Here is a 26,816-nt window from a genome sequence, read left to right as displayed (position 1 = left end):
ATTGCTAGCCTTTCGCTATCGCCGTTATGACTCAGGCCTCGGCCGGAGCTTCTTCGGCGGCATCCTCAGCCGGAGCCTCCTCAGCAGCGGCGGCAGCCTCGGCTTCAGCCTTGGCCTTGGCTTCAGCCTCGGACTTGGCGGCCTTCAGCTTCTGAGCCTGGTTCTCCACGGCCTCGATGCGGGCCTCGGCGTCCGGGCCGGCCTCAACGGTCTTCAGCGTGCCTTCGGCACCCTCAAGGCCCTTGAACTTCTGCCAGTCGCCGGTGATCTTGAGCAGGTTGAGCACGGGCTCGGACGGCTGAGCGCCGACGCCAAGCCAGTACTGAGCGCGCTCGGAATCGATCTTGATGGTCGAGGGCTGGGTGTTCGGATCGTAGGTGCCGATCTCCTCGATGACCTTGCCGTCACGCTTCTTGCGGGAATCGGCGATCACCACGCGGTAGAAGGCGTAGAACTTCTTGCCCTGTCGCTTCAGACGAATCTTGGTTGCCAAAATGGCTCTCCTTGTAAATACTAGGTTTGTGGTTTCTCGGTATGCTGTGTGGGGCACGGCTCGCCGGAACCCACGTGTCCTCGCGGCCCGGGGTGTAGAGGGCGCCACGCGCGCGCGAATAACTGGCCTATTATAGCGCGCAGCCCCGGACTGACACTCCGGTTGCGGCGTGCGATCGTCCGAGGCTGCGATTGTCTGGCCGATCGGCCGGTCGGCCGGGTCGCCGGGGCCGTTCGGCCTGGATCGATGCCGGTTGCGGCGTCACTTCACCGTCAACGTCGCGGTGAGCGCCAGATGATCGGTGTCCTTGATTTCGAACGACTTGACGCCGGACGGCTGCAGACCCGGCGTGAACAGCACGTGGTCCAGCTCGATGCGCGGCCACTTGAGCCAGCGGGGGAACGTGAGGTTCGGTCCGGCGCCCTGGGTCAGGCTCGCGTCCTTGAACCCGGCCTTGAGCAGCGCGCGGAAGCTCGGGTGATCGGTGCCGGAGTTGAGGTCTCCCATGACCACGGCGATATTGTGGTCGTCGATGGCCGAGGCGTTGGCGATGGCACGCAGGCCCAGGATGCCGGCGGACCAGTCGGCGCAGCCGCGCATCGGGGACTTCGGGTGCGCCGAGCAGAACGTCACCGTGCGGGTACGATGCGGGGAAGCATCGGGTGCGGGTTCCGGGTCATCGGATCGCGGGTCATCAAGCCTGAGCGTGACGGCCGGCACGTCGGCGGCAGGAATCGTCACCACGTTCGGCACGGCCGCGGCCGGCTCGTACCGCGAAAAGACGACGTTGTATCCGCCGTTGTCGGTGTCCTTGGCCTCGCCTGACTGGTGGTAGGGGAGAAGCTCGCCGATGCCGGCCGCGTCCAGTCGAGCCATCAGATCGTCGCTGACCTCCTGCAGGGCAAGTACGTCGATACCGCGCGTGCGAACGTTCGCCACGATGTCGTCGGCGTCGGCGCGTCCGTACCGGCAGTTCAGGGTCATGACGGCGAACTGTGCCGGCAATGTTTCACGACCTGTTTCATGCTCGCCTGATTGTGTTTCACGGGATGTTTCACGATGGGTTTCGCGGCGTTTGGCCCGCGGATCGGAGGACAGGCCCCAGTAACTGAGCCGTTGCGAGGAAGTCAGCAGCGCGTCCGCCAGCAGACAGAACAATGCGCCCCAAGCGTGCAGCCATGCGGCCACCCCGGCTCCCGCCAACAGGGGAATCCACAGGAACGGCGTCAGCGCGATCATGTACGGCAGCGGCATGCGCGCCTCAGCGCCGGCCGGCAGCGCGCACAGCGCGGCCCAGATGCAACCGATGAGCGCCACGATATAGAGGAACGTGATCATGCGATTCCTTTCACTTACGACATTGGCTCCCCTCGCTGAGGGGAGCTGTCGCTGAAAGCGACTGAGGGGAGCATCTCCCGAATTTGCGGGAGGCTCCCCTCAGTCAGCTCCGCTGACAGCTCCCCTCAGGGAGGGGAGCCAGAGCCAAGGATGCGGCTTATCGTAAAGAACCGCATCCGAAACAATCAGCGACCGAGCAGGCCGCCGAGGCCGCCGCCCAGGTTCGGGGGCAGCTCGGCGCCGCCGTCACCGCCGCCCATCAGGCCTTCCAGGCCGGCGGGCAGGGCCGGGTTCTGCGGCTTCTTGGCGAACGCGGAACCGCCGGTGGAAGCGGACGACTTGCCGGACAGACGGTCGCGCAATGCCCTCTCCTCGGCCTCGCGCTTCATCGGGTTGCCCGACTTGCCGCCCTTCTTCTTGTTCTTGCCCTTCTTCTTGCCGCCGCCCATGGCCGGGCCGCCGAAGCCGGGGATACCGCCGCCCATGCCGGCGCGGTTGGACATACGCTTCATCATCTTCGCGGCCTGCTCGAAACGCTGCAGCAGGGCGTTGACCTGCGAGACCGTCACACCGGAACCGTAGGCGATGCGGGCGCGGCGGGAGCCGTTGATAATCGACGGGTCACGACGCTCGGCCGGGGTCATCGAACGGATGATGGCCTCGGTGCGATCGATCTCCTTCTCGTCGAACTGCTCCAGCTCCTTGCGATGCTGGGCCATGCCCGGAATCATGCCGAGCAGCGACTTCATCGAGCCGAGCTTCCTGACCTGCTGCAGCTGGTCGAGGAAGTCGTCCAGGCCGAACGAGCCGTCGGAGATCTTCTCGGCGGCCTTGCGGGCCTCCTCCTCATCGAACTGCTTCTGCGCCTGCTCGATGAGCGTCATGATATCGCCCATATCGAGGATGCGGGAAGCCATGCGGTCCGGGTGGAAGACCTCGAAGTCCTTCAGGCCCTCGCCGTTGGAGGCGAACAGAATCGGCTTGCCGGTCACGCTCGCCACGGACAGGGCCGCACCGCCGCGGGCGTCGCCATCGAGCTTGGAAAGCACCACGCCGGTGAAGTCCACGCCCTCGTCGAAAGCCTTGGCGGTCTTGACGGCGTCCTGGCCGATCATCGCGTCGATCACGAACAGGATCTCGTTGGGCTGCACGGCGTCGCGGATGTCGCGGGCCTGCTTCATGAGCTCCTCGTCCACGCCTAGACGGCCGGCGGTATCGATGATCACCGTGTCGTACAGCTTCTGCTTGGCGAAGGCGATGGAATCGCGCGCCACCTTCACCGGGTCGCCGGTGGTCTGGCCCGGAGCGGCCACGGCCTCGCCGCCGTCCGACTGCACGCCCTTCTCCGGGGCGTACACCGGCACGCCGGCGCGCTCGCCGACCACTTGGAGCTGGGTCACGGCGTTCGGACGCTGCAGATCGGCCGCCACCAGCAGCGGCGTGTGACCGGCGTCCTTGAGCCAGTAGCCGAGCTTGCCGGCCAGCGTGGTCTTACCGGCACCCTGCAGACCGGCGAGCATGATGATCGTCGGCGGGTTCTTGGCGAAGTTCAGCGGACGGTCCACGCCCTGGCCGAGCACGTCGGTCAACTCCTCGTTGACGATCTTCACCACCTGCTGGGCGGGGTTGAGCGCCTGGGAGACCTCGGTGCCGAGCGCGCGCTCGCGCACCTTGCCGGTAAAGGAACGCACCACGTCGAGCGCCACATCGGCGTCGAGCAGCGCGCGGCGGATCTCACGGATGGTGCCATCGATGTCCGCCTCGGAAAGCTTGCCCTTGCTCTTCAGATGCTTGAACGCATTCGAGAGCCTGTCAGTCAAAGAAGAAAATGCTGCCATAATGGGCAACAGTCTAGCCGCCACGCGGGAAATCGCGGGTTCGGCAGCGGCCGGCCTCGCGGGCCCTCAGCCCGCGGCGCAATCCCGTCCGCCGATCGAGCGTTTCCGGTACCATGGAATGGCAATAAATCCAGTGTTTTTTGGAATGCTTATGCTGTTTTGAAAATCCTTGGACACCACCCTATACGCAGACTGCCGTGCGCCCTCGCGAATCGAGCCAACGGGTCGGAGAAACCGTGAGCCAGTGAAGTAGCGGGCCAACGCAGACATGCCGTGCAATAAGGAAGGCCCGCCTATGCCACAACATAAAACCATCGAACGCAAAGCCCTGATCGTCGGCATCGTCGTCAACGTGATTCAGGTCGCGGCCGGTATGGCCGTGTTCTTCATGACCGGTCTCAAGGCCATGTTCCTCGATTTCTCCTTCACCGCCATATCCGTGCTCTCCGGGCTGGTGGCGGTGTACCTGTCCACCCGAACCGTGCGTACCACCGAACGGTTCCCCAACGGCCTGTTCGCGCTCGAACCGATCTACGCGATCTGCAAGGCCATCTTCACCATGTCCCTGCTGGTGTATTCGCTGATCGACGTCTGCCAAGTGGCCTACGACTACTTCGTGCTCGGGGACGGCGAACGCATCGTCACCGGACCGGTGGTGATCTACGAGGTCCTGACCGTGGCCATCTGCTTCGGCCTGTACGTCTACTACCGCCGCGAGAACCGGGCGATCCGCAACGCCAGCACCATGCTCACCGCCGAATGCAAGAGCACGCTGGTGGACGGCGCGATGTCGTTCGGCATCGGCGCGGTGGCCGTGTTCCTCATGCTGCTGCCCGCCGACGGCCCGCTGGACTTCCTGCACTACACCGGCGACTTCTTCATCACCGTGGCACTGGTGGCGTTCACCATCAAGGAGCCGTTCGGCGTGCTCAAGGACGCCTTCATCGAACTGGTCGGCGGCGTGCATGACGACGACGAGACCAACGCCTTCGTGGAGGCGGAAGCCCAGCACCATCTGCCGGACAACACCGAATACGAGCAGACGTTGATCTTCAAGACCGGCATGAACTACACGGTGGACGTGTATCTGGCCGGCACCGGAGAAACCATCGACGTGGCCAACCTCATCGAATGCAAGCGTTCGCTGGAACAGGCGCTCAAGAAACGCCTGCACATCGTGGACGTCGACTTCGTGTTCGACTGATTCGGCTCCCAGCAGCGCAGAAACGCAGAATGGCTCCGTAGGTAATCCTGCGGAGCCATTCCTGTAATCAGTCGATCAGCGATCGGACAATCAGCCGGAAACCGGTAGGCTCTGTTAAACCAAGATTGACATGTCCATGTCTGGCTACCCCTCAGTCGGCTTCGCCGCCAGCTCCCCTGACAAGGGGAGCCAAGAATAGGGGGACATGTCAATCTTGGTTTAACAGAGCCAACCGGTATTACTTCAGGGACCAGGTCGACCCCTGCGGGCCGTCCTCGATGGCGATGCCGGCCTCACCCAAAGCATCGCGGATCGCGTCGGCCTTGGCGAAGTCCTTGGCCTTGCGGGCCTCCTGGCGTGCCTTGAGCTGCTCGGCGATAAGCGCCTCCAGCGCGGAGTGCTCGGGGGAATCGCCGTCGGCCGCGGCGCCACCGGCGGCACCGGCGGAGACCCACGGCTCGGCCAGCGGGTCGAGGCCCAACGTATCGAGCATGGCGCGCACGGCCAGCAGGGAGTCGCGTACCTCGGCGCGGGCCGTCTCGGTGTCCGCGCGGTCGGAAAGCTTGGAAAGCAGGGTGTTGCCGGAGCGAATCGCGGTGAAGATCGCGGCGGTGGCGCCGGACACGTTGATGTCGTCGTTCATCGCGGTCACGAAATCGGCGGGCAGGTCATCGGCGGACACGGCGGCCACCTCCTCGCGGGAGAGCTGGTCCTCAAGCACCACGCCGGCGCGCTCGATGAAGTTCGCGATGCGCTCGTAGGCGGCCTGCGCCTCCACCAGCGCCTGATCGGACCACTCCAGCATCGAACGGTACTGCACGGAACCGAGGGCGTATCGCACCACCCACGCGGAATGCTCGGCCAGCACGGACGGCACGGACAGGCCGGTGCCCAGCGACTTCGACATCTTCTCGCCCTTGGCGGTGACCCACGCGGAATGCATCCAGCGGGCTGCCGATTCGTAGCCGGCGGCGCGCGTCTGCGCCATCTCGTTCTCGTGATGCGGGAAGCGCAGGTCGAGGCCGCCGCCGTGGATGTCGAAGCCGTCCTTCAGATAACGGTGGGACATGGCGGAGCACTCGATATGCCAGCCCGGACGGCCGACGCCGAACGGCGTGGACCAGCGGGCGTCCTCGGGGTCGGTGTCTTTCGGGGCCTTCCACAGCGCGAAATCACGCGGATCGTGCTTGTCGGGGGATGCGTCGGCCGGATCGACCGGGTTGTACTTGTCATCGCCGGCGGCGTCCACGGACGGGCCCATACGGTCGGCGACGGCCGCGGCCTCGTCCACCTCGGTGGTCTGCTTCTGATGGGTCAGTTCGCCGTAATGCGGCCAGGAGGCCACGTCGAAGTACACGTTGCCGGTGGGCTTGCCGTCCTCGTCCACCACCACATAGCCGTGGCCGTTGTCCAGGATGCGCTGGATGAGGTCGATCATGTCGGACATGTGGCCGGTGGCGCGCGGCTCCACGGTGGGCGGCAGCACGCCGAGCGTGTTGTACGCCTCGGTGAACTCGCGCTCGTAGTAGTAGGCGCGGGCCCACCACTGCTGTCCGGCCGCGGCGGCCTTGTCGAGGATCTTGTCGTCGATGTCGGTCACGTTGCGCACGAACGTCACCTGATAGCCGAGCTTCAGGAACCAGCGGCGCACGATGTCGAACGCCACGGCCGCGCGGATGTGGCCGATGTGCGGGGACGACTGCACGGTGGCGCCACACACGTAGATGCCCACCTTGCCGGGCTTGATCGGCGTGAAATGGCTGACCTGATGCGAGGCCGTGTCATACAGGCTCAGGCCTTCGGCGGCCTTGGCCACATGCACCGGCGTCAGGCTCGACGGCATGACGGAAATGTTGAAATCCTGCGGTTCTTGGCTGTTTCCCATAGGCACCAAGCCTAAGGTCCGAGCCAGACATGGGCAAGGGAGAAACCGGTGTGCGAACCGATTGCGGCACGTGCGCGATGACGCCGTTGGGCGGACGTTCGTTCGCTGCCGGTTCGTCGCCGGTGCCTTGCCGGTTCTTTGCCGATGGCCCCCGGACACGGCCGTTTCTTAACACGGTTAACACGGGAGGGGCCCGTTCGTGCCACAATGGAGACATGGCCACACCACAAGTGCTCATTCTGCAACATGTCCCGTGGGAACGTCCGGGGCGCATCCTGTCCAGTCTAGAGGATCTCGGACTGGAGACGGTGACGATGAACATCACCGACAAGAAGAAGCCCGACCTTCCCGACTTCGGCGAACTGGCAGGCGTGGTGATCATGGGCGGTCCGATGGGCGCGCTCGATTACGACAAATATCCCGGCCTGAAAACCGAGGCCAAGCTGGCCCGCGCGGCCGTGGCGTCCGGCAAGCCGCTGCTCGGCGTGTGCCTGGGCCATCAGATCATCGCGACGGCCCTGGGCGCGCAGCTGCGCAAAGGCGAGGAGCCGGAGATCGGGTTCGCGCCGATCAAGCGCATGGACCGTCATGATTTCTTCTCCATGTGGGACAAGCAGGTCAACGTGCTGCACTGGCATAACGACGTGGTCGGGCTGCCGGAGGGCGCGCAGCTGCTGGCACGTTCCGGACTGACCAAGGTGCAGGCGTTCCGCATCGGCCCGGCACTGGGCATGCAGTTCCATCTTGAGGTGTGCAAGTCGCTGCTGGACGAATGGCTTGAGGAGCCGAGCATGGTCAAGGACCTGAAGGCCGCCGGCGGCTCCAAGTCCGCGCTGCGCGAGGCCTTCGAGCAGTACGACCCGCTGCTGCAGCCGCTGGCCGAGCAGGTGTTCTCCGGGTTCGCCGCCCGCTGCAACTCCTACGCCCAGACGTTGGAGAAGTAGCGTAAGTCCCCATGATGTAGTGATTGGCTCATGGTGTAGGGAACGGCCCATGATGTAGGGCCGTAAAATGGCGGAATTCCGCGGATGGTAAAATTATTCTCCCTACATCATGGGGAATTCCCTACACCATGTGCGCAAAGTGGCCGCAATATAGCAGTGATGGGCAAGCGTGCCGCTACATTGGTGAATCATGCCGACTTACGATATTGGACTGGAACACGTTTCGCTTGCCTTCGCCACCAAAACCATCTTCACCGACGTCACGCAGGGTGTGTTCGAGGGCGACCGCATCGGCATCGTCGGCCGTAACGGCGACGGCAAATCCACGCTGCTGCACCTGTTCCGCGGCACCCAGGAACCGGATTCCGGCCGTGTGACCAAGCGCGGCGGCCTCACCTTCGGCATGCTCGACCAGCGTGACCCGCTCGACGACAACGCCACGATCCGCGAGGCCGCACTGGAGGGGCGCGCGGACTACGAATGGGCGTCCGACAACACCTCCCGCGAGATCGTGGAGGCGCTGCTCGGCGGCATGAGCCTCGACGCCAAGGTCGGCTCCCTGTCCGGCGGTCAGCGCCGTCGCGCCGATCTGGCCCGCCTGCTGCTCAAGGACTGGGACATCCTCGCGCTCGACGAGCCCACCAACCACCTCGACGTGGTCACCATCCACTGGCTCGCCGAACACCTCAAGAACCGCTGGTCCAAGGGTCAGGGCGCGCTGCTGCTCGTCACCCACGACCGCTGGTTCCTGGACGAGGTGTGCGAGTCGATGTGGGAGATCCACGACGGCGTCATCGAACCGTTCGAAGGCGGCTATTCCGCATACATGCTCCAGCGCGTCGAACGCGACCGTCAGGCCGACGTGCGCGAGACCAAGCGCCGCAATCTGGCCCGCAAGGAGCTCGCCTGGCTCTCACGCGGCGCCCGCGCCCGCTCCACCAAGCAGAAGTTCCACGTCAAGGCCGCGCGCGAGCTCATCGCCGACGTGCCGCCGATGCGCAACACCTTGGAACTGAAGCAGATGGCCACCTCCCGACTCGGCAAGCAGGTGGTCGACCTCATCGACGTGACGCAGATCTTCGAACACACGCAAGGCACGGTCGCCGACATCGACCCGGACGTGGCGGCGCTCGCCGACTCCGCCTCCCGCGTGGACGTGGTCAACGCCATGTACGCCGAACCGCAGCTGCACGGTTCCGTGGAGGTGGCGGTCACCGACATGACCGACCCGCGATTAGTGGACGCCGGCGTGCCCGAGGCCGTGGCGGCCGCCGAGGAGGCGCGCGCGAAGGCTGAGGCCGAAGGCGGTGCTTCAGCGCTCGCCGACGACCGTGAGGTGCGGCGCATGAACACCGGCGGCGAGACCATCGGCGGACCGGCTGCGGGCGACGCGGCCGGCGCCGACGAGACGGGCACGGGCGCCACGTCCGCCGCCCGCAAGATCACGGTGTCCGGCCGCGAGATCCTGGACGACGTGACCTGGCTGATCGGTCCCGGCGACCGTTTCGGCATCGTCGGCGCGAACGGCGCCGGCAAGTCCACGCTGCTCAAGCTCATCGACGGCACGCTCACGCCCACCGCGGGCCACGTGAACATCGGCAAGACCGTGAAGTTCGCCGTGCTCTCGCAGCGTCTCGACGAACTGGAGAAGCTGGGCCAGTACAAGATCAAGGAAGTGCTCTCCCGTTACAAGCCGAGCTACATCGTGGACGGCAAGGAGGTCACCCCCGGCCAGCTCATGGAGCGTCTCGGCTTCGAGTCCGCGCAGCTCATGACACCGATCCGCGACCTGTCCGGCGGCCAGAAGCGCCGCATGCAGCTGCTGCTCATCCTGCTCGACGAGCCGAATGTGCTCATCATGGACGAGCCCGGCAACGATCTGGACACTGACATGCTCGCCGTGATGGAGGATCTGCTGGATACTTGGCCCGGTACGTTGATCGTGGTGTCCCACGACCGCTACCTGCTCGAGCGTGTGACCGACCAGCAGTTCGCGCTGCTCGGCGGCAAGGTGCGCCACCTGCCCGGCGGCGTGCAGGACTATCTCGATATGGTCGAGGACATCAAGAACGGCAAGGGATTGCCGGCCGACAATCCCGGCTTCGCGGGTACGGGCGGCAGCTCGTCCAGGAAGGGCGCCAAGGGTGCGGCCGCGCAGGCTCAGGGCACCGCAAACGGTTCGGGTTCCGGCGCCCAGGCTTCGGGCGATGCCAAGTCCGGTGGCGATGCTGGCGCCGCTGCCGGTGCCGCCGAGCCGAAGCTCACCGGCAAGGCCTTCCACGAGGCGTCCAAGCGCGTCAAGGCCATCGAACGCAAGCTCGCCAAGCTCGAGGAGCAGAAGAGCGACATCGAAGCGCAGATGGCCGCGCACGACCCGGCCGATTACGAGGGCCTCAACAAGCTCAACGAGCAATTGAACGCCATCACCGCCGAAAACGACGACCTCGAAGCCGAATGGCTCGACCTGTCCGAGCAGCTGGGATAGGCAAACGTCCTTGAGCCATGGCTCTGCTTGGCCCAGCTCGGTGCGGGCTCGGAGGACGTCTCTCTTTTTCCCCAATCGGCTCTGCCGTCAGTTTCCCCATGACGGGGAGCGGGGCGGAAGCCCAGCTGCGACCTCGGCCGGACAGAGCGATTACTGTTGCCGGGCGAAGTCCTGCAGCATCTCCAGTGACGTGAGCCCCTGGTCTATGGCGGCGTAGGCCAGGCCGATGATTCCGGTTTGGGCCTCGTCGTTGCAGGACTCGATGCGCAAGGATTTGGTGGCCAGCGGTTGCACGCGGGCCCACACGCGCTCGCGGATGCCGTTGAGCAGCAGCTCGCCGCAATGCGAAAGCTCGCCGCCGACGACGATGCATGAGGGATTGAGCATATTGACGCATGCGGAGATCACATCGCCGATGAGTCGTCCCGCCTGACGGATGAGCTGCACGGTTTCGATATCGCCGTGAGTGGCAAGCTCCACCACCTCATCCAAGGTGTGCACGGGTTTGCCTTGGGCTTGCAGAGCCGACAGAATGGCCCATCCGCCAGCGGTGGCCTCCACGCACCCGGTATTGCCGCAACGGCAGAGACTGTGCTCTCCGATACTGCCGAAGACGTGGATATGCCCGATGTCTCCCGCCGCGCCAAACGCGCCATGCATGATGGAGCCAGAGGAGATGATGCCAGCGCCAAGTCCCATGCCGGCATGCACATAGAGAAGATGGGGAACGATGTGCTCTCCATCGGCGGCCAGCTGATATGCCTTGCATAGTGCGCGGGCGTTGGCGTCGTTCTCGATGAAGGCCGGTATATGGTATCGGTCGGCGAAGAACTCGCGCAGATGATGGTTCTCCCAGTGCTGCATGACCGGAGCCTGGATGATGTTGCCGGTGACCGTTTCGACTCGCGTGGTCACGGCCACGGATACCGCGAACAGTCGGGGCGTTGCGGTTGCCGTGATGCCTTCGTCTGTCGTGGCTGGGTCGTTGACGGTTACGGGGACCTCGTCGTTGCCTATGACGGCGCCGGTGTCGGTCCGGCTGGCGAGCTTCCCGGTCAACATGGCGTCGGCTGCCCCGCAGATCATATCCAGGGTCTCGTCCGGTTCGTTCTCCGCACCGGCGCTGACGGTCCGGACCAGTACAGGCCGTCCGGCCAGATCGCACAGGGCGATTGTGGTGGCCGTGGTGGCGATGTCGATGGCGAGGATGTGCGCACAGGAGGGGCTGAAGGCGAATCCCTGTGCCGGTCGTCCGCCGGTCGGGCTGGGCATGGTCAGTGGTTGCGCGATGCCGATGGCGGTGAGCTCGTCGATGCGCTTGTTCACTGTCGGACGCGCCCAACCGGTTGCGGTACCGATTTCACTGCGCGTCATCGGACCGTGCTCTCGCAAGTGTGTGAGTAACTCGACAGTGCCGGCGCTGATATCGATATTCTCCACTGACTTATCCATAGCTGTTAGCATACAACATCGACATATTTGACAAATTCTTTACAATTACTTCCTTACTTTTGTATAGTAATATACAAAACAATGGTATAGTTATGTATTGCAAGGAGAAAACGGATGGCGGTGAAGCGTTCGGCTACTCCACTCGTTGGAAACACCGGTGGCGGAAAACCAATGAGGCCAGCGTAACTACAACAGAACATATTCCGAGGAAGGAAACGACAATGGCGGTCAACATCGCAAATCTCGAAGAGGCCAAAGCTCGTGTCAAGGAGCTGCTCGAATCCCATGAACGTGTGATTCTCGGCATTGTGGGTGCTCCCGGTGCCGGCAAATCCACGTTGGCGCAGCTGCTGGCCGAGGCGTTCGCCGAAGGTGTGCCGGGCGTCGTTGCCGAGCCGGTGGATCACTTTGCCGCTTGGGTGCCGATGGACGGTTATCATCTGGCGGATGTGGAATTAAAGCGTTTGGGACGTCTGCAGCGCAAGGGTGCCATCGACACCTTCGACGCACGTGGCTACCGCTCGCTGCTGCAGCGCATTCATCAGGGCGAAGATGGCGTAATCTACGCTCCGATGTTCGAACGCGACCTCGAGCAGCCGCTGGCCGGTGCTATCCCGGTGTTCCCGTGGACACGTTTCGTGGTGACCGAAGGCAATTACCTGCTGGACGAGGCTGATGCGTGGGCGGATGTGCGCGCCGCCATGACCGAGGTGTGGTACGTCGATGTTGACGATGACCTGCGTCGCGAACGTCTGGTCGAGCGTCACATCAAGTTCGGCAAGGCGCCGGAGCAGGCCCGCAAGTGGGTCATGGAGGTCGACGAGGTGAACGCGCGCCGCATCGCCTCATGCCGTGACCGCGCCGACGTCGCCGTCGAGCTGCCGCCGCTGGCTCTTTGACTCCGCGATCATCCATGCTAACTTCGCTAAACGTACGCTGATTGCTCGCTGGCGTACTGCTAATGAAGTGTTACTTTCCCGCCGAAAACGTGCGCTGGACTTCCGTCGGCGTATGTTTCCGGCGGTTCTCTATCGCTTTGTATGCTCCGCATGCTCCCAGGGATTGATGAGCTTCACTCCGGTGCCTTCGAAATCCTTGGTGTTTCGGGTCGCCACGGCTGCGCCGTGAGCACGCGCGATGGCTGCAATCATGGCATCCTGTATGCTAATGGGTCTGCCCATGTGCTCGCGTGTGGCGCGGATTTCGGCATAACCAATCGCTGATGCGGCATCGAATGAGAGGATTCGATCCCCCAACATGAGTAATTGGAAATCTATAAGTCGGGAAAGATCGTTTCGTTTTCTGCCTGCCGGCATGCGACGGATGCCAGCGAATAATTCGGCGACCGTTATGGCGGTGGTGCTGAGATTCTCCATTGTCTGGTTCCTGTACCAGTCCGCAACATGAGTGTCTGGATTGCGAAGAACGGCCTCGCTGATGACGTTAGTGTCTAGAATAATCATGATTATCCAAAGGTGACTGTCGGGCGTTCGTCACTGATGGTTCGCTCTGGTGGCTGGAACTCGCCTTCGGCCAATCCCTCGATGTTGTTCTCTTCCATGAATTTCCTCAGGCTGTCGTAAAAGTTTGAGGTTTCCATGTCGTGGCGCACGATTCTTCCTGCGGTGAAGTCCTCGATGAGGGAACGAGCTTCAGCCTCGGCCGAGCGATTGTTGCGCTTTGCTATGTCCTTGAATTTCTCGATGGTGTCGTCGTCGAGTTTCCGGATGGTCATAGTACCCATAACGAATCCTCTCCTTTGCGATTCACTGTCTCATGCTGTCAAAATGCTAGCATGTAGTGCATGCATTATGCAAGCATGTAGAGAATAGAAGAAAGCCTCGCTTGATGTCCGCCGAGTTCTTGCCGGCGGACATCAAGCGAGGCTTTCCCCTTCCTTATGATTCAGTGAATCAGCGACCGGTGACTTCGGAGCCGACGACCTTTTCCGAAAGGGCGCGCGGGCCGCGGGTCACGGCCACGGCGCCGGAACGCACCAGCTCGATGACGCCGTAGTGCTCCAGAAGGCCCAGCAGCGCGTCGATCTTGCCCTCGGCGCCGGTGGCCTCGATGGTCAGCGACTCCGGGTTCACGTCCACCACGCGCACGCGGAACAGACGCACGATCTCGAGCACGTCGGAACGGTTGGACTGGTTGGTCGCCACCTTGATGAGCACCAGTTCGCGCTCCACGGTGGAATTCGGGTCCAGCTCCACGATCTTCAGCACGTGCAGCAGCTTGTTGAGCTGCTTGATGATCTGCTCCAGCGGCACGGCCTCCACATCGGCGGTCACGGTAACGCGGGAGATGTCCGGACGCTCGGTGGGGGAGACGGACAGCGAATTGATGTTGAACGCGCGACGGGCGAACAGACCGGCGATACGGGCCAGCACGCCGGGGCGGTTCTCCACCAGGACGGAGAGCGTGTGACGCTCGGAACCCGGCTGGGATGCAGGATACATAGCCATGATTATTCCCTTTCCTCGCTATCCTCAGTGCTCGTCCGCGGCGTTGTCGATGACGGCCGGATCGCCGACCGGCTCGGTGCCGGGAGCCGGCGCGCCGCCCATCAGCGGCTTGATGCCGGGCATGTACGTCACCTCGTCGTTCGAGGCGCCCGCGGCGACCATCGGCCACACCATCGCGTCCTTCCACACGCGGAAGTCGATGAGCACCGGGCGGTCGTTGATCTCGTTCGCCTGCTTGATGGCGTCGATCGCCTCCTCCTCGGTGAACGCGCGGATGCCCACGCAGCCGTACGCCTCGGCCAGCTTGATGAAGTCGGGCACCTCCAGCGGAGCCTCGCCGGCGGCCAGCTGGGACTCGCCCTCGGTGCCGTGGGCCTCGCCGTCCTTGAGGTTGGTCTGCGAATAGTGGTTCTGGTAGAACAGCGTCTGCCACTGGCGCACCATGCCGTACACGGAGTTGTTGAGAATCGCGATCTTCACCGGGGCATGATCCAGGAACGCGGCGGCCAGCTCCTCGGAGGTCATCTGGAAGGAACCGTCGCCGTCGATGAGCCACACCGGCTTCTTGCCGTCGAACTCGCGGGCGGAGCCCACGGACGCGCCGATGGCGGCGGGCAGGCCGTAGCCCATCGTGCCCAGACCGCCGGAGGAAAGCCAGGAGTGCTGGTTCTTGAAGTCGATGAACTGCGAGGCCCACATCTGGTGCTGTCCCACGCCGGTGACCCAGATGGTGTCCGGGTCGGCGAGCTCGGAGAGCTTCTTGATGACCCACTGCGGGGCCAGCGAGCCGTCGGTCGGCTCATCCCAGGTCATCGGGTACTGCTCGCGCCAGCCGTTGATGGCATCCCACCACGGCTTGAGGTTCGGCTTGCCCTGGATGGCCTGCGTGCGCTCGATCTCGGGGATGAGATCGTCCAGCACGGTGGCCACGTCGCCCACGATCGGCACGTCCGGCTGACGGTTCTTGCCGATCTCGGCCGGGTCGATGTCGATGTGGATCACGCGGGCCGTGGGGGCGAAGGCGTCCAGTTTGCCGGTGACGCGGTCGTCGAAGCGGGCGCCGATGGCCACCAGCAGGTCGGCGCGCTGCACGGCGCCGGTGGCCGCGATCGTGCCGTGCATGCCGAGCATGCCAAGGTTCTTCGGATCGCTGTCCGGCACGATGCCTCGGGCCGGCAGGGTGGTCACGATCGGGGCGCCGGTCAGGTCGGCCAGGGCCTTGACCTGCGCGCCGGCGTTGGAGCGGGCCGCGCCGCCGCCCACGTAGAGCACCGGGCGGTAGGACTTGGAGAACAGCTTGGCGGCGTCGGAAAGCACGCGGCCGTGCGCCTTGGTGGTGGGGTTGTAGCCGGGCAGGATCATGCGCTGCGGCCAGGAGTAGTACATCTCGCCGGTCTGGGCGGTCTTGGTCAGGTCCACCACCACTGGGCCGGGGCGGCCGGTGCGGGCGATGTAGTACGCCTCGGAGAGCACGCGCGGGATGTCCTGCGCGCGGGTCACGAGGAAGGAGTGCTTGGAGACCGGGTAGGTGATGCCCACGATGTCCGCCTCCTGGAAGGCGTCGGTGCCGATGGCGTTGACGCCCACCTGGCCGGTGATGACGACCATCGGCACGGAGTCCATGTTCGCGTCCGCGATGGCGGTGACCACGTTGGTGGCGCCCGGGCCGGAGGTCACGATGCACACGCCCACCTTGCCGGTGGCCAGCGCGTAGCCCTCGGCGGCGTGTCCTGCGGCCTGCTCGTGGCGCATGAGCACGAAGCGGAACTTGGTGTCCTCGTTGATCTGGTGGTAGACGGGCAGGATGGCGCCGCCGGGGATGCCGAAGACGTCCTCAACGCCCAGGTCTTCCAGCGAACGGACCAGCGCCTGTGCGCCGGTCATCTTCTCGCCGTCGATGATGGTCTGCTTGTCGGTGGCCGCATAGGTCTTCGGCACGCCGCTGAATGCCTGCAAGGGCGTAGGTAAAGCCATGATTCCTCTCACCTTGTTATCGATGCGCGCGAGAGCCCGCCCGGCCTGGGATGAAGGTCGGTCTGTCTCGTCCGTGATTCCGACCGCGTCTGCTGGGACTTGTGGCCCCGACGCGGTCTGTCGCTCGTGTGTTCTCAAGTCTATTCGTTCGTCAGACAGCGGGGCCCGGCGTGCTCAGTGGGCAGACACCGGCACGTGCGTGCCGTCCGCAATACAGACATGGCACCGGTGCAATCGGTTGCATCGGTGCCATGTCATGCGTGTTCGTCAACTCCGTCAGCGGGCGTCCTTGCGCTGGTCCAGCGTCTTCCAGCCGGCCTCGGCGGCGGCCAGCTGCGCCTTGCGCTTGCTGGAACCCTTGCCCACGCCGATGACTTCCTTATAGGTCTCGCCGCCGGTCTTGTCGGTCAGGACCAGCGTGGCCTTGGCGGTGAAGATCTGCGCGTATTCGGGGCCGGAGACCTCCATGCGGTAGATCGGGTCCGGCAGCCCCATGTTGTGCGCCTTGACGGTCAGCGAGGTCTTCCAGTCGAGCGCCGGGCCTTCGGTGGCCACTTCGGCGAGCGTGTCGTCGATGAGACGGTGGACCACCTTGCGGGCCTCGTCGATGCCGTGCTCCAGGAAGGTGGCGCCGATGAGCGACTCCACGATGTCGCACAGGATGGAGTTCTTCTCCGCGCCGCCCTGCTCGGCTTCGCCGTGGCCCAGCAGGATGTAGGGGCCCACCTTGAGCTTGGTCTTGGCGATGGCGCTCAGCGCGTCTTCCGAGACGGCCTTGGCACGCATCTTGGCGAGCTGGCCCTCGGTCATGTCCGGGTGGATGGTGAACAGCGTTTCGGTGGAGACCAGCTCCAGCACCGCGTCTCCCAGGAACTCCAGTCGCTCGTAGTTGGGCACGCCGGGGTGCTCGTGCGAGAAGGAGCGGTGGGTGAGCGCCTGAACCAGCAGGTCCGGGCTGATGGTGGTGCCCAGGGCCTCAAGCAGTTCGTTGGCGGGTTGCGGTTGCTGTTCGGTGTCTTCGGTCATGGTGATGGGTCATCCTCCGGGTGGGATGGTGGGATGTGATGTGTGGGTGGTTGGTTACGCGAAGGCCCCGCCACCCGTCGATGGCAGGGCCTTCATTATGCCGTTATCTCAGGGCTCACTTGGTGTGGGCCGGCTGGATGGCGGAGCGGTAGGTGCGGCCGCGGAAGGAACCGCAGCTCGGGCAGGCCATGTGCGGCAGGGCCGGGGCGCCGCAGTTCGGGCAGCTCACGGTCTTAGCAGCGGTGGCCTTCCAGTTCGCGCGACGCGAGTGCGTGTTGGCGCGCGAGGTCTTGTACTTAGGCAGTGCCATTTTCAGTATCCTCTATTTCGTTCGAACAATTGAGCTTAAGCGTCCGTTATCTTAGCGCGGGGCTCGTACAAAGTCCAAACCGGCGGTGTCACTGTCAGGCTCATCGCCCGGCGTCACCGCGTCACTCGCCCTGCTCGGCCTCCAGCTGGGCCTTGAGCGCGGCCAAGCCTGCGAAGCGGATGTCGGTGGTCTCGTGGTGATGGTCGGGCTCCTCGTTCAGGTCCACGCCGCACTGCGAGCACAGGCCCTTGCAGTCAGGACGGCACAGCGGCTGCAACGGCAGCGATTCGACCAGCGTGTCGCGCAGCATGGCCTCGATGTCCGCGAACGCGCCGCGCTCCAGCAGCGGATAGGTGTCCTCGGACTCGTCCTCGCCGGCGATGATGTCCACTTCCTCGTCGCGCTTGCCCTGCTTGCCGTGGGCATCGTTGGCGGGCGATTCATAGGGGAAGAAGACGGTGACGTTCACCGTCCAGTCCTTGTCGATGGGCTTGAGGCACCGGGTGCACTCGCTCTTGAACGGTGCGGTCACGCGGCCCGTGAAGATCAGGCCGTCCACGATGGAGTCGAACGAGCCGCTCACGTGGACGGGCTCGCCCTCCTTGATGCCCACGATGTCATCGCCGATGCCGGCGGGTGCCGGGAAGTCGGCGTCGACCGGCTTGGACTGACCGGCGCGGGAGGCGACCTGCGCCACCGGAATCGCCCACGGGGAATCCTCAACTCGTGCCATGGTTCTGTTGCCTTTCGTGAAGTGATTGTGCGCACGTCATCTTGACGCGCGCGTGTCTGTATTCGATGTTCGTGCGGTTTCCATACGGCTCCCGCGTGAGTGCCGTGATTGCGGTGATCGCAGGCCTGGGCGCTACCGCCGGCCCTCGGTCGTCACTGCGTGGCCGTCACTGCGCCTCGGGGTAGTCGTTGAGCGTCAGGTTCGGCATCTTCTCTCCGGCGGCGCGCTGGCGCTCTTCCAGCACGTTGAGGCCGGCGTGCACGTCCTGGGTGAGCTTGCCGAGCTGCTGGGACAGGCCCTCCATCACGGTGGTGCAGTACTGGTCCGCGCCGCGCGTGAGATGGTCCGCCTTGGCCTGTGCGGTCTCCAGGATCGTGCGCGCCTTCTGGCGGGCCAGTTCGGTCACGTTCTCCTGGCCGGCCAGGAACTGGGCCTGCTCGTTGGCGTCCTTGATCATGTCCGCGGCGCGGCTCTGGGCGGAGGCCACGATGGCGCTGGACTGGCTCTGGGCCGATTCCAGCCGGCGTTCGGCCTCGCGCATCAGGGCGGAGGCGCGCTCCAGCTGCACCGGCAGCATTTTCTTGAGCTCGGAGAGACGGTCGGTGAACTCGTCGCGATCCACCTTGACCATGCCGGGGGTGAAGATGGACGACTTCGCCTCCTCCAGGGAGGCCTCCATCTCGTCGATGATGTCGTAGACAGTGGTGAATTCCTCGCGGCTCTGGTCATCGGGGTCGGCTCCCACGCCCTCGCGCAGGTCCGGCATCGCGTCCATGAAGGCGGGGCGGCTGCCTGCGGCGTTGGCCGCGTTGGCGTTCGCGGCGGCCTCGGCGCGGGCCTTGAGCTGGGCGGGCGTGGGCTGCAGCGGGCCGTCGGGCATGGCCTGGGCGGCTTCGGTGGGACCGGGCTCGCGCAGGTCCGGCATCTGCGGCATGGCGGCCTGCTGGCGGGCTACGGGAGCCGGGGCGTCAGGCGTGACGGGGGCCTGCGGCTGCGCGCCGGTCGGGGCGTCCACCGGGTCGGCCGGCGGTGTGGGAATCGAATTGGTGCTCGGCGACTGGCCGTCGTCGTTCTGGTTCCGGCCGGTCAGATCGACGTAGCCGGTGGGGTGATCATCGTTCATATTCAGTCCTTCCGCGTACGTTCCTGGGCCAGGGCCTCGGCGAGCATCGGGACCACGCAATCGGGCACCATGCCGGTCACGTCGCCGCCGTGGCGGGCCACGTCCTTGACTATGGAACTGGAGATGTGTTCAAGAATCGGGTCGGCCGGCAGGAACAGGGTCTCGATGCCGGCGAGCTTGCGGTTGACCAGGGCCATGCCGAGCTCGGCCTCGTAGTCGCCGTTCTGGCGCAGGCCCTTGACGATGACGCTGGCGCCGACCTTCTTGCAGTAGTCGGTGATCAGTCCATCCGTGGAGGAGACCGTGATGTTGGTGCATCCGGCCTTGTCCAGGGCGCGACGGATCACCTCCACGCGCGTCGATTCGGAAAACATCGGTGTTTTCGCGGCGTTGACGGCCACCACCACGTGGACCTCGTCAAAGAACCGCGCCGAGCGCTCGATTACATCCAAGTGTCCGGCGGTCACGGGGTCGTACGAGCCGGGGCATACTGCGATAGTCATGCCTTATAGCCTACCGCGACTGGTGTGCTTCGGCGCCGCCGGTGACGTGGGGAATCTATGATGGTAGGCGGACTTGCTGCCGAATATGAAGGAAAGTGGTGCGACGATGATGTTCGTTGATGATGCCGAGCCGTTGAGGAACCCCGATCAGGGAGCCGGTACGTCGGTGCTGGAGCGCCCGCAGACCCAGGAGGCGCCGGTGCGCGACGATGGCGGCGACGCCGATCGTTTTGCGCATTATGTGTCCAAGGACCGCATCGCCGAGTCCCGTATGACGGGACGTCCGGTGGTGGCGCTGTGCGGCAAGGTGTGGGTGCCCAAGCATGACCCGTCCAAGTACCCTGTCTGCCCGGACTGCAAGCGCATCTACGAGGAGATGATGGCGTAGTTTTTTCGCTGGGATGAAATCGGCCTTTGGCCGATGCAGCGTTTTCCGCAGGGCTTTGCGCCCTGCTCCTCTTCTCTCCCTCCGTCATCGGCTTCGCCAATGCCACCTCCCTCGTCAGAGGGAGGCAAGGTCCTTGTACGTATAGGCTTGGCCCCCTCTGACGGGACATTGCTGTAAAGCAAACAGCACAGTGTGCTGTTTGTAGGCAATGTGCGAGACGACAGTCGAGCTAATAAGACGCGAACGAAGTTCGTCCGTAATTACGGGACGAGCTCCCGCGAAGCGGGTGGGGGAGAGAAGCAAAGCAGACGCAGTCTGCGGAAAACCTCGCATCGGCCAAAGGCCGATTCCGTTCTCCGTCAAACGCTGAAACTACCTCGACGCGATCTCGTCGATGAGCTTGAGCTCCTCGTCGGTGAAGTGCGTGTTCTTCAGGGCACCGATGTTGTCGATGATCTGTTGCGGCTTGGAGGCGCCGGCCAGCACGGAGGTCACCTTGCCGTCGTGCAGCAGCCAGGCCAGGCTCATTTCCGCGAGCGTCTGGCCGCGCTCGGCCGCCAGGTTGTTGAGGTCCACGATCTGGCCGTGCAGCTTCTCGGTCAAGGCGGAATCGTTGAGGAACCGCGGATCGCGGGCGATGCGGCTGTCCGCCGGGATGCCGTTGAGGTAGCGGTTGGTCAGCAGGCCCTGCTCCAGCGGGCAGAAGGTGATGAGGCCCTTGCCCAGCTTGACGGCCGTGTCCTTGAGCCCGTTGCGTTCCACGGTGCGGTCGAGGATGTTGTACTTGTTCTGGTTGATGATGAACGGCACGTGCAGTTCGCTGAGGATCGCGGCCGCCTTCTCCATGGTCGGGCCGTCGTAGTTGGACAGGCCCACGTACAGCGCCTTACCGGAGTTCACGGCCTGGGCGAGGGCACCCATCGTCTCCTCGAGTGGGGTCTCCGGATCCGGGTGGTGGTGGTAGAAGATGTCCACGTAGTCCAGGCCGAGACGCTCGAGGCTCTGGTCGAGGCTGGCGAGCAGGTACTTGCGGCTGCCAAGGTCGCCGTAGGGGCCGGCCCACATCTCGTAGCCGGCCTTGGTGGAGACCACGAGCTCGTCGCGGTGATGCTTGAAGTACTTGGCGAGCAGCAGACCGCAGTTCTTCTCGGCCTGACCGGGCTCCGGGCCGTAGTTGTTGGCCAGATCGAAGTGGGTGATGCCGTTGTCGAATGCGGTGAAGACCAGCTGCTTCATCTGCTCGAAGGGCGTGATGTCGCCGAAATTGTGCCAGAAGCCGAGCGAGACGGCCGGCAGTTTGAGGCCGGAGACGCCGGCGCGGTTGTAGGTCATCGAATCGTAGCGATGCGGGTTGGGGGTGTATGTGGCGGTTGGTTCGAACATGATGCTCCTTTGCGCGGGATTGCGGTGCTGATAGTATGGTTCCAGTTCAAGTGAACTTGAATGCAAATGACGTGCTGCGCTTCGGCGTGTCGCGCCGCGTTGGCTGGCGCGGCCCTGCTGAGCCAAGGGGAACGGCCGTGCCGACCTTGGCTCGCGGAAAACTTGGGAGGAGACGTATATGGAGTCAGGCAAGGAAACGTACACGATTCGCGAGGTGGCGGCGCGGTTCCATATGCAGCCGTCCACGCTGCGCTACTACGAGGATCAGGGCCTCCTGACCAACGTGGGGCGCACGACATCCGGCCAGCGCGTCTACGAGGAGTGCCACATCAACCGGCTGCGTGCCATCTGCTGCTTCAAGAACGCCGGCATGACCATCGACGATCTCAAGAAGTTCTTCGCCTACGAACAGGACGAGCCGGCACACATCGACGAGATCCTGGAACTGCTGGAGTCCCGCCGTGAAACCTTGGACGAGCAACGGCGGGCGCTGGACGAGGCGGCGATGCACGTCCAGCGCAAACTCCACTACTACGGGGGCATCAAGCAGGCCCTTGACGCGGGTGAGCCGCTGCCTGACTGGCGTGACTACAAGACCCGCGTCTATTCGATCGACTGCTGAGTCGTCCGCCAAGCGCACGCGAAACCCGTCGTGCGCGGCTTTTGCGCGGTGCCGCCTCGGTCGTCTGAGGCCTTGGCGGCACCGCTTCCGGCGTCCATTGCCGGCGAGGGGAGCCGCCGAAGCGTCGGGGCACTTGGTTACTTGCCGACGTACGGGTCGTCGAAGAAGCCGAGTTCGTACTTGACGGCGGTCTGGAAGCGCTCGCGCAGTTCGGGATCGTTCGGGTCGGCCACGCGGTTGAACTCGTTGATGAGGAACTCGACCCACTCGGTGAAGTAGTCGCCGCGATGCACGTCCACCCAGCCGCGGTGCTCGGGCTTGACCGGCAGCTTGCGACCGTGATCCGTGGCGCGCTCGGCCCAGTCGAGGTAGAGGCTTTCGGCCACCACGAGCACGGCGAGGCCGTCCGCGTAGGAGCGGGTCTCGATGGTGTCCGTGTACAGCTTCTTGAAGCCGATGCTGGCCGGGGCCAGTTCGGGATGCAGGATCTGGTCCTCGCTTACGCCGTACTGGTCGAAGCGGTCCTGGAAGTAGGTGTCCTCGTCGGCGGCGATGAAGCCGAGCTGGGCGGCGAGACGCACCTTGGCCTTCATCGTGTCGGCGGAGGCCAGCACCTGGCCGATCAGGGAGAGGAAGTCGCTGGCGAACTGGTAGTCCTGGATGAGGTAGTCGCGCAGGACCTCCGGGGCGATGGTCTCGTTCACGAGCTCCTTGACGAAGCGGTGGTTGACGGCCGCCTCCCAGTCGTCGTGGGTCAGTTCGCGCAGCTGCTCGTACGGGGTTTTGGTGGTGCTGGTTTCGGTCATGGTCGGAGCCTTCCCTTGTTCGTGGTGATGATGCATTGGACGCCATGGCGGCGCATGCCCCTTCACGCGCCCAGTCTAGCGGGATACGCCGCGGTGCGGAAGGGGTTTGCGGTATGACCAATCGCACATTGGGAGGAAGTAAAGTCTTTGGCTCTGTTAAACCAAGATTGACATGTCCCTTATTCTTGGCTCCCCTTGTCAGGGGAGCTGTCGGCGAAGCCGACTGAGGGGTAGTCCGGCGGAATTCATGTCAATCTTGGTTTAACAGAGTCAAGTCTTTTGGCTCCTCTCAGTCTCACTTCGTGCGACCGCTCGTCCTGCAATTACGGACGAACTTCGTTCGCGTTTCCCGGCTCGACTGTCGTCTCGCACATTGCCTACAAACAGCTCTGCTGTTTGCTTTACGGCAATGTCCTTCAAGGGGAGCCAAGAGAGGGAGGCTACAGAACTGTGGCTTCGGTAGCTGAGCCGTGAAATGGACAGTCCGGTGGACTGTCCGTAGGCGAAGTGAGCCGCTTGCGGCGAAGGATTCCTACTGAGACTACAGAACTGTGGTTTCGGTCGGAATCACCGGCTCGCCCTTCATGAGGCTCTGGGCGGTGATGGGCAGCTCGGCCAGGGCCTTGGCGCGGTAGTTGTGCGCGGTCATGATGGCATCGTGACCCTGCCAGGTCGAATCGATCTCGCCGTGGTCCACGAAGTCCACCAGCAGGTTCTTCCACTCCGGATTCGGCGTGAAGCCGGCCAGCTTGTCCTCCGAGCCGGAGATCACGTGCTCGGCGTCGGCGAGCGAGTATTCATAGGAGCGGAACGCCAGCTTGCGGCCCGGCACGGTGGCCTTGTTCTTGGACTTCTTGGCCACGGACTGCATGGTGCCATCCGCGCCCTCGCGCTCGGTGAGCTTGTACACCATCGCGCAGGTGGGGGCGCCGGAGCCGGTGACCAGCATGGTGCCCACGCCATAAGAGTCCACCGGCGCGGTCTGCAGCGCGGCCAGCGCGTACTCGTCCAGATCATTGGTCACGGTGATGGTGGTGTTCGTGGCGCCCAGGGCGTCCAGCTGGTTGCGCACGCGCTGGGCCATGGCGGCCAGATCGCCCGAATCGATGCGCACGCCGCCGAGCTCCGGACCGGCCACCTCCACGGCGGTCTTCACGGCCTCCTCGATGTTGTAGGTATCCACCAGCAGTGTGGTGTTGCGGCCCAGGGCGTTGATCTGCGATTCGAAGGCGTCACGTTCGGAATCATGCACCAGCGTGAAACAGTGCGCGGCCGTGCCGATGGCCTTCAGTCCGTACATCTGGGCGGCCAGCAGGTTGGCGGTGCCTTTGAAGCCGCCCACCACGGCGGCGCGGGCTGCGGCCACTGCGGCCCACTCGTTGGTGCGGCGTCCGCCCATGTCCATGCACGGGCGGTCCTTGGCGGCCGAGACCATGCGGGATGCGGCCGAGGCGACGGCGGAATCGTAGTTCAGGATGGACAGGATCAGCGTCTCCAGCAGCGTGCATTCGCCGAACGTGCCTTCGACCTGCAGGATCGGGGAGTTCGGGAAGAACATCTCGCCCTCGCGGTAGCCGCGGATCGAGCCGGAGAAGCGGAAGCGCTCCAGCCACTTGATGGTTTCGGGGCTCACCACATGGCGGTCGGCCAGGAATTTCAGGTCCTCGTCATTGAGGTGGAAGCGTTCGAGCGCGTCGAGGATGCGGCCGGTGCCGGCCACCACGCCGTAGCGGCGGCCTTCCGGCAGATGGCGTGTGAATACCTCGAACACGCACTTGCGGTCGGCGGTGCCGTCCTTGAGCGCGGCGTCGAGCATCGTGTATTCGTACATGTCGGTCATCAGCGCCGGCGAATAATCAATCATGGCGGACCTTTCTTCAGTGACTTAGGCTGCGTTCCCACTTTTGGTTACAGTGACTATAAGTGTAGTCGCGGCCGTGGCCCGGCACCTCCAGCGTCATACGGCTGGGCGTACGATGGGGCGCATGGTTGAAATCAAAGATCTGCTCAAGGAACATCAAATCATCCGCGCCGACGGCCGCAAGGTGGACGAGCTGCGTCCGGTGCGCATCACCCGTCACTTCACCGACGCCCCGGAGGGTTCCGTGCTCATCGAATGCGGCAACACGCGCGTGATGTGCACCGCCACGTTCACCCCCGGCGTGCCGCGCTGGCGCAAGGATTCCGGTCTGGGCTGGGTCACCGCCGAATACGCGATGCTGCCGCGCGCCACCGCCGAGCGCACCGACCGCGAATCCGTCAAGGGCAAGCTCGGCGGACGCACCATGGAGATCAGCCGTCTCATCGGCCGCTGCCTGCGTGGTGTGGTGGACATGAAGGCCCTCGGCGAGAACCAGATCCAGCTCGACTGCGACGTGCTCCAGGCCGACGGCGGCACCCGCACCGCCTCCGTGACCGGCGCGTACGTGGCGCTGGTGGACGCGGTCAACTGGGCCGAGCGCAACCATCACATCAAGTCCGCCGCGCGTGTACTGAAGGATACGGTCTCCGCCGTGTCCGTGGGCGTGATCAACGGCACGCCGATGCTGGACCTGCCCTACATCGAGGACAGCCAGGCCATGACGGACATGAACGTGGCCATGACCGGTTCCGGCGCGTTCATCGAGCTGCAGGGCACCGCCGAGCACCGCCCGTTCACCCGCGCCGAGCTCGGCGTGCTGCTCGACCTGGCCGAGAAGGGCAACAAGGAGCTGCAGGCCGCCCAGCGCGCCGCCCTGGCCCTGGATTAGTCGAGTCGGCGAGGCTCAAGGCCGCATGCTTCGTCAGGTCCGCCCCTGCCGGGCTCTTGCCGGGGTCTGCCCGGTCTTGCAGGGAAACCGTTTGCGGGAAAAGGACTGTATGTTCGCGTCCCAACGAGACCGCCGCGAACATACAGTCGCTACAGGCCTCCAAACAGACTGTATGTTCGCGGGCCCTCCGTTCACGCGCGAACATACAGTCTTGTTTCAGACCCCGTCACCGTTCGGAATCACAGACGTAAAGGAAAAGGTATGAAAATCGTCGTCGCCACCCATAACGAAGGCAAGCTGGTGGAGATTCGCCGCATCCTCGAGGAGGATTTGGGCGAGGCCGCAGCGACCATCGAACTCGTCTCCGCCGGCAGCCTGCACCTGCCCGACCCGGTGGAGACCGGCGTCACCTTCCAGGAGAACGCGCTGCTCAAGGCCCGCGACGTGGCCAGCCGCACCGGTCTGCCCGCCGTCGCGGACGACTCCGGCCTCATTGTGGACGTGATGGGCAACGCCCCTGGCATCCTGTCCGCCCGCTGGGCCGGTGCCCACGGCCATGACAAGGCCAACAACGCGCTGCTGCTCGCCCAGATCGAGGACATCCCGGACGGCAAGCGCACCGGCCGCTTCCGTTGCGCCGCCGCCCTGGTAGTGCCGGACGTGGAGGCGGGCGCGGATGTGACCGGCGGTACGTCCGGTGCCGCTGCGGGCACGACCATGGTCCAGGCCCGCTACGCCATCAAGTCCGAGACGGTGGAAGTGGGGGAGATGCCCGGCGTGATCATCCGCAAGCCCCGCGGCGAGCACGGCTTCGGCTACGACCCGCTGTTCGTGCCGGACGACCAGCCCGGCCGCACCAGCGCCGAGCCCGACTACGAGGGCGAGCCGCTGACCAGCGCCGAAATGACCCCGGACGAGAAGAACGCCATCTCCCACCGCGGCAAGGCCCTGAAGGCCCTGGTCCCCGCCATCGAGGCGCTGCTGTAGCTGGCTGTAACCCCGTTGGTAGGGAGTTGTGGGGAAAAGTACCGCTGACAGTCGCTTCGCGGTACTTTTCCCCAAAGTTTCGTACGAGTTTGGGAAAGTACCAC

The 26,816-nt window shown here is 64.4% G+C and carries 25 protein-coding genes; 8 read left to right on the top strand and 17 right to left on the bottom strand.

What is annotated here, in order from left to right:
• Positions 1-31: 31 nt before the first annotated feature.
• The 3 genes from rpsP to ffh form a co-directional block, all read right to left on the bottom strand.
• Positions 32-493: a 30S ribosomal protein S16 gene (rpsP, locus tag KIH81_RS03105; protein WP_109058095.1), complete on the bottom strand. Its 462-nt coding sequence runs from the start codon at positions 491-493 to the stop codon at positions 32-34.
• A 261-nt stretch (positions 494-754) separates the two neighbouring features.
• Complete coding sequence (locus KIH81_RS03100; protein WP_214304019.1) at positions 755-1,831, bottom strand: endonuclease/exonuclease/phosphatase family protein; 1,077 nt, start codon at positions 1,829-1,831, stop codon at positions 755-757.
• A 185-nt stretch (positions 1,832-2,016) separates the two neighbouring features.
• On the bottom strand, positions 2,017-3,669 hold the full coding sequence (gene ffh, locus KIH81_RS03095) for a signal recognition particle protein (RefSeq protein WP_214304018.1): 1,653 nt from the start codon (positions 3,667-3,669) through the stop codon (positions 2,017-2,019).
• 295 nt (positions 3,670-3,964) lie between these two features.
• Between ffh and KIH81_RS03090 the strand changes: the two genes are divergently transcribed.
• Positions 3,965-4,873 (top strand): cation transporter, encoded by a 909-nt coding sequence (locus KIH81_RS03090; RefSeq protein ID WP_214304017.1) that lies wholly within the window; start codon positions 3,965-3,967, stop codon positions 4,871-4,873.
• Between the two features lie 238 nt (positions 4,874-5,111).
• Here the strand turns inward: KIH81_RS03090 and cysS are convergent, their stop codons facing one another.
• Positions 5,112-6,758 carry a cysteine--tRNA ligase gene (cysS, locus tag KIH81_RS03085; RefSeq protein WP_214304016.1) on the bottom strand — a complete coding sequence of 549 codons (1,647 nt, stop codon included), beginning with the start codon at positions 6,756-6,758 and terminating at the stop codon, positions 5,112-5,114.
• A gap of 215 nt (positions 6,759-6,973) precedes the next feature.
• Between cysS and KIH81_RS03080 the strand changes: the two genes are divergently transcribed.
• Together KIH81_RS03080 and KIH81_RS03075 are read left to right on the top strand one after the other, a co-directional pair.
• Positions 6,974-7,702: a type 1 glutamine amidotransferase gene (locus tag KIH81_RS03080; protein ID WP_214304015.1), complete on the top strand. Its 729-nt coding sequence runs from the start codon at positions 6,974-6,976 to the stop codon at positions 7,700-7,702.
• Between the two features lie 190 nt (positions 7,703-7,892).
• The gene (locus KIH81_RS03075) at positions 7,893-10,187 is read left to right on the top strand and encodes an ABC-F family ATP-binding cassette domain-containing protein (protein WP_214304014.1); all 2,295 of its coding nucleotides are present in this window, start codon (positions 7,893-7,895) and stop codon (positions 10,185-10,187) included.
• Positions 10,188-10,337: 150 nt separating this feature from the next.
• On the opposite strand, the gene KIH81_RS03070 is transcribed toward KIH81_RS03075, so the two are convergent.
• Positions 10,338-11,639, bottom strand: a complete 1,302-nt coding sequence (locus KIH81_RS03070) for an ROK family transcriptional regulator (protein ID WP_274608197.1) — start codon at positions 11,637-11,639, stop codon at positions 10,338-10,340.
• Positions 11,640-11,860: 221 nt separating this feature from the next.
• Here KIH81_RS03070 and KIH81_RS03065 point away from each other — a divergent pair, with 221 nt between their 5' ends.
• Positions 11,861-12,538 carry a nucleoside/nucleotide kinase family protein gene (locus KIH81_RS03065; RefSeq protein ID WP_214304013.1) on the top strand — a complete coding sequence of 226 codons (678 nt, stop codon included), beginning with the start codon at positions 11,861-11,863 and terminating at the stop codon, positions 12,536-12,538.
• Between the two features lie 129 nt (positions 12,539-12,667).
• Here the strand turns inward: KIH81_RS03065 and KIH81_RS03060 are convergent, their stop codons facing one another.
• The 9 genes from KIH81_RS03060 to coaD form a co-directional block, all read right to left on the bottom strand.
• Complete coding sequence (locus tag KIH81_RS03060) at positions 12,668-13,102, bottom strand: type II toxin-antitoxin system VapC family toxin (protein WP_214304012.1); 435 nt, start codon at positions 13,100-13,102, stop codon at positions 12,668-12,670.
• Between the two features lie 2 nt (positions 13,103-13,104).
• Positions 13,105-13,383 (bottom strand): FitA-like ribbon-helix-helix domain-containing protein, encoded by a 279-nt coding sequence (locus tag KIH81_RS03055; protein WP_214304011.1) that lies wholly within the window; start codon positions 13,381-13,383, stop codon positions 13,105-13,107.
• A 169-nt stretch (positions 13,384-13,552) separates the two neighbouring features.
• On the bottom strand, positions 13,553-14,107 hold the full coding sequence (gene ilvN, locus KIH81_RS03050; protein ID WP_214304010.1) for an acetolactate synthase small subunit: 555 nt from the start codon (positions 14,105-14,107) through the stop codon (positions 13,553-13,555).
• A 24-nt stretch (positions 14,108-14,131) separates the two neighbouring features.
• Positions 14,132-16,081, bottom strand: coding sequence for an acetolactate synthase large subunit (locus tag KIH81_RS03045; RefSeq protein WP_214304009.1), 1,950 nt, complete (start codon positions 16,079-16,081; stop codon positions 14,132-14,134).
• A 276-nt stretch (positions 16,082-16,357) separates the two neighbouring features.
• The gene (gene rnc / locus KIH81_RS03040) at positions 16,358-17,107 is read right to left on the bottom strand and encodes a ribonuclease III (RefSeq protein WP_214304008.1); all 750 of its coding nucleotides are present in this window, start codon (positions 17,105-17,107) and stop codon (positions 16,358-16,360) included.
• A 115-nt stretch (positions 17,108-17,222) separates the two neighbouring features.
• Entirely contained in the window at positions 17,223-17,417 is a 195-nt protein-coding gene (gene rpmF / locus KIH81_RS03035) for a 50S ribosomal protein L32 (RefSeq protein WP_109057624.1), read from the bottom strand.
• Positions 17,418-17,538: 121 nt separating this feature from the next.
• Positions 17,539-18,150 (bottom strand): YceD family protein, encoded by a 612-nt coding sequence (locus KIH81_RS03030; protein WP_214304007.1) that lies wholly within the window; start codon positions 18,148-18,150, stop codon positions 17,539-17,541.
• Between the two features lie 166 nt (positions 18,151-18,316).
• The gene (locus tag KIH81_RS03025; protein ID WP_420829121.1) at positions 18,317-19,084 is read right to left on the bottom strand and encodes a cell division protein; all 768 of its coding nucleotides are present in this window, start codon (positions 19,082-19,084) and stop codon (positions 18,317-18,319) included.
• Between the two features lie 191 nt (positions 19,085-19,275).
• Complete coding sequence (gene coaD, locus KIH81_RS03020; protein WP_214304006.1) at positions 19,276-19,776, bottom strand: pantetheine-phosphate adenylyltransferase; 501 nt, start codon at positions 19,774-19,776, stop codon at positions 19,276-19,278.
• A gap of 106 nt (positions 19,777-19,882) precedes the next feature.
• Here coaD and KIH81_RS03015 point away from each other — a divergent pair, with 106 nt between their 5' ends.
• Positions 19,883-20,164 (top strand): DUF3039 domain-containing protein, encoded by a 282-nt coding sequence (locus KIH81_RS03015; protein ID WP_109057627.1) that lies wholly within the window; start codon positions 19,883-19,885, stop codon positions 20,162-20,164.
• 372 nt (positions 20,165-20,536) lie between these two features.
• Here the strand turns inward: KIH81_RS03015 and KIH81_RS03010 are convergent, their stop codons facing one another.
• Positions 20,537-21,547 (bottom strand): aldo/keto reductase, encoded by a 1,011-nt coding sequence (locus KIH81_RS03010; RefSeq protein WP_214304005.1) that lies wholly within the window; start codon positions 21,545-21,547, stop codon positions 20,537-20,539.
• 178 nt (positions 21,548-21,725) lie between these two features.
• On the opposite strand from KIH81_RS03010, the gene KIH81_RS03005 reads away from it, so the two are divergent.
• The gene (locus KIH81_RS03005) at positions 21,726-22,169 is read left to right on the top strand and encodes a MerR family transcriptional regulator (RefSeq protein ID WP_214304004.1); all 444 of its coding nucleotides are present in this window, start codon (positions 21,726-21,728) and stop codon (positions 22,167-22,169) included.
• A 137-nt stretch (positions 22,170-22,306) separates the two neighbouring features.
• On the opposite strand, the gene KIH81_RS03000 is transcribed toward KIH81_RS03005, so the two are convergent.
• Entirely contained in the window at positions 22,307-22,975 is a 669-nt protein-coding gene (locus KIH81_RS03000; protein WP_214304003.1) for a TenA family protein, read from the bottom strand.
• 541 nt (positions 22,976-23,516) lie between these two features.
• Entirely contained in the window at positions 23,517-24,839 is a 1,323-nt protein-coding gene (locus KIH81_RS02995; protein ID WP_214304002.1) for a nicotinate phosphoribosyltransferase, read from the bottom strand.
• 121 nt (positions 24,840-24,960) lie between these two features.
• Here KIH81_RS02995 and rph point away from each other — a divergent pair, with 121 nt between their 5' ends.
• Together rph and KIH81_RS02985 are read left to right on the top strand one after the other, a co-directional pair.
• On the top strand, positions 24,961-25,725 hold the full coding sequence (rph, locus tag KIH81_RS02990) for a ribonuclease PH (protein ID WP_109057632.1): 765 nt from the start codon (positions 24,961-24,963) through the stop codon (positions 25,723-25,725).
• A gap of 261 nt (positions 25,726-25,986) precedes the next feature.
• Positions 25,987-26,712 carry a non-canonical purine NTP pyrophosphatase gene (locus KIH81_RS02985; RefSeq protein ID WP_214304001.1) on the top strand — a complete coding sequence of 242 codons (726 nt, stop codon included), beginning with the start codon at positions 25,987-25,989 and terminating at the stop codon, positions 26,710-26,712.
• Positions 26,713-26,816: the final 104 nt, after the last annotated feature.

Source organism: Bifidobacterium miconisargentati (assembly GCF_019331675.1).
GTDB lineage: Bacteria > Actinomycetota > Actinomycetes > Actinomycetales > Bifidobacteriaceae > Bifidobacterium > Bifidobacterium miconisargentati.
Note: the sequence above shows the minus strand (reverse complement) of the source record. Positions and strands in the feature narration are given on the sequence as shown.

What these genes read in the sequence shown, in the direction of transcription:
- KIH81_RS03100 (WP_214304019.1), bottom strand. Translation starts at nt 1,831, where the DNA reads ATGATCACGTTCCTCTATATCGTGGCGCTCATCGGTTGCATCTGGGCC.
- ffh (WP_214304018.1), bottom strand. Translation starts at nt 3,669, where the DNA reads ATGGCAGCATTTTCTTCTTTGACTGACAGGCTCTCGAATGCGTTCAAG.
- KIH81_RS03090 (WP_214304017.1), top strand. Translation starts at nt 3,965, where the DNA reads ATGCCACAACATAAAACCATCGAACGCAAAGCCCTGATCGTCGGCATC.
- cysS (WP_214304016.1), bottom strand. Translation starts at nt 6,758, where the DNA reads ATGGGAAACAGCCAAGAACCGCAGGATTTCAACATTTCCGTCATGCCG.
- KIH81_RS03080 (WP_214304015.1), top strand. Translation starts at nt 6,974, where the DNA reads ATGGCCACACCACAAGTGCTCATTCTGCAACATGTCCCGTGGGAACGT.
- KIH81_RS03075 (WP_214304014.1), top strand. Translation starts at nt 7,893, where the DNA reads ATGCCGACTTACGATATTGGACTGGAACACGTTTCGCTTGCCTTCGCC.
- KIH81_RS03070 (WP_274608197.1), bottom strand. Translation starts at nt 11,639, where the DNA reads ATGGATAAGTCAGTGGAGAATATCGATATCAGCGCCGGCACTGTCGAG.
- KIH81_RS03065 (WP_214304013.1), top strand. Translation starts at nt 11,861, where the DNA reads ATGGCGGTCAACATCGCAAATCTCGAAGAGGCCAAAGCTCGTGTCAAG.
- KIH81_RS03060 (WP_214304012.1), bottom strand. Translation starts at nt 13,102, where the DNA reads ATGATTATTCTAGACACTAACGTCATCAGCGAGGCCGTTCTTCGCAAT.
- KIH81_RS03055 (WP_214304011.1), bottom strand. Translation starts at nt 13,383, where the DNA reads ATGGGTACTATGACCATCCGGAAACTCGACGACGACACCATCGAGAAA.
- ilvN (WP_214304010.1), bottom strand. Translation starts at nt 14,107, where the DNA reads ATGGCTATGTATCCTGCATCCCAGCCGGGTTCCGAGCGTCACACGCTC.
- KIH81_RS03045 (WP_214304009.1), bottom strand. Translation starts at nt 16,081, where the DNA reads ATGGCTTTACCTACGCCCTTGCAGGCATTCAGCGGCGTGCCGAAGACC.
- rnc (WP_214304008.1), bottom strand. Translation starts at nt 17,107, where the DNA reads ATGACCGAAGACACCGAACAGCAACCGCAACCCGCCAACGAACTGCTT.
- rpmF (WP_109057624.1), bottom strand. Translation starts at nt 17,417, where the DNA reads ATGGCACTGCCTAAGTACAAGACCTCGCGCGCCAACACGCACTCGCGT.
- KIH81_RS03030 (WP_214304007.1), bottom strand. Translation starts at nt 18,150, where the DNA reads ATGGCACGAGTTGAGGATTCCCCGTGGGCGATTCCGGTGGCGCAGGTC.
- KIH81_RS03025 (WP_420829121.1), bottom strand. Translation starts at nt 19,084, where the DNA reads ATGCCGCAGATGCCGGACCTGCGCGAGCCCGGTCCCACCGAAGCCGCC.
- coaD (WP_214304006.1), bottom strand. Translation starts at nt 19,776, where the DNA reads ATGACTATCGCAGTATGCCCCGGCTCGTACGACCCCGTGACCGCCGGA.
- KIH81_RS03015 (WP_109057627.1), top strand. Translation starts at nt 19,883, where the DNA reads ATGATGTTCGTTGATGATGCCGAGCCGTTGAGGAACCCCGATCAGGGA.
- KIH81_RS03010 (WP_214304005.1), bottom strand. Translation starts at nt 21,547, where the DNA reads ATGTTCGAACCAACCGCCACATACACCCCCAACCCGCATCGCTACGAT.
- KIH81_RS03005 (WP_214304004.1), top strand. Translation starts at nt 21,726, where the DNA reads ATGGAGTCAGGCAAGGAAACGTACACGATTCGCGAGGTGGCGGCGCGG.
- KIH81_RS03000 (WP_214304003.1), bottom strand. Translation starts at nt 22,975, where the DNA reads ATGACCGAAACCAGCACCACCAAAACCCCGTACGAGCAGCTGCGCGAA.
- KIH81_RS02995 (WP_214304002.1), bottom strand. Translation starts at nt 24,839, where the DNA reads ATGATTGATTATTCGCCGGCGCTGATGACCGACATGTACGAATACACG.
- rph (WP_109057632.1), top strand. Translation starts at nt 24,961, where the DNA reads ATGGTTGAAATCAAAGATCTGCTCAAGGAACATCAAATCATCCGCGCC.
- KIH81_RS02985 (WP_214304001.1), top strand. Translation starts at nt 25,987, where the DNA reads ATGAAAATCGTCGTCGCCACCCATAACGAAGGCAAGCTGGTGGAGATT.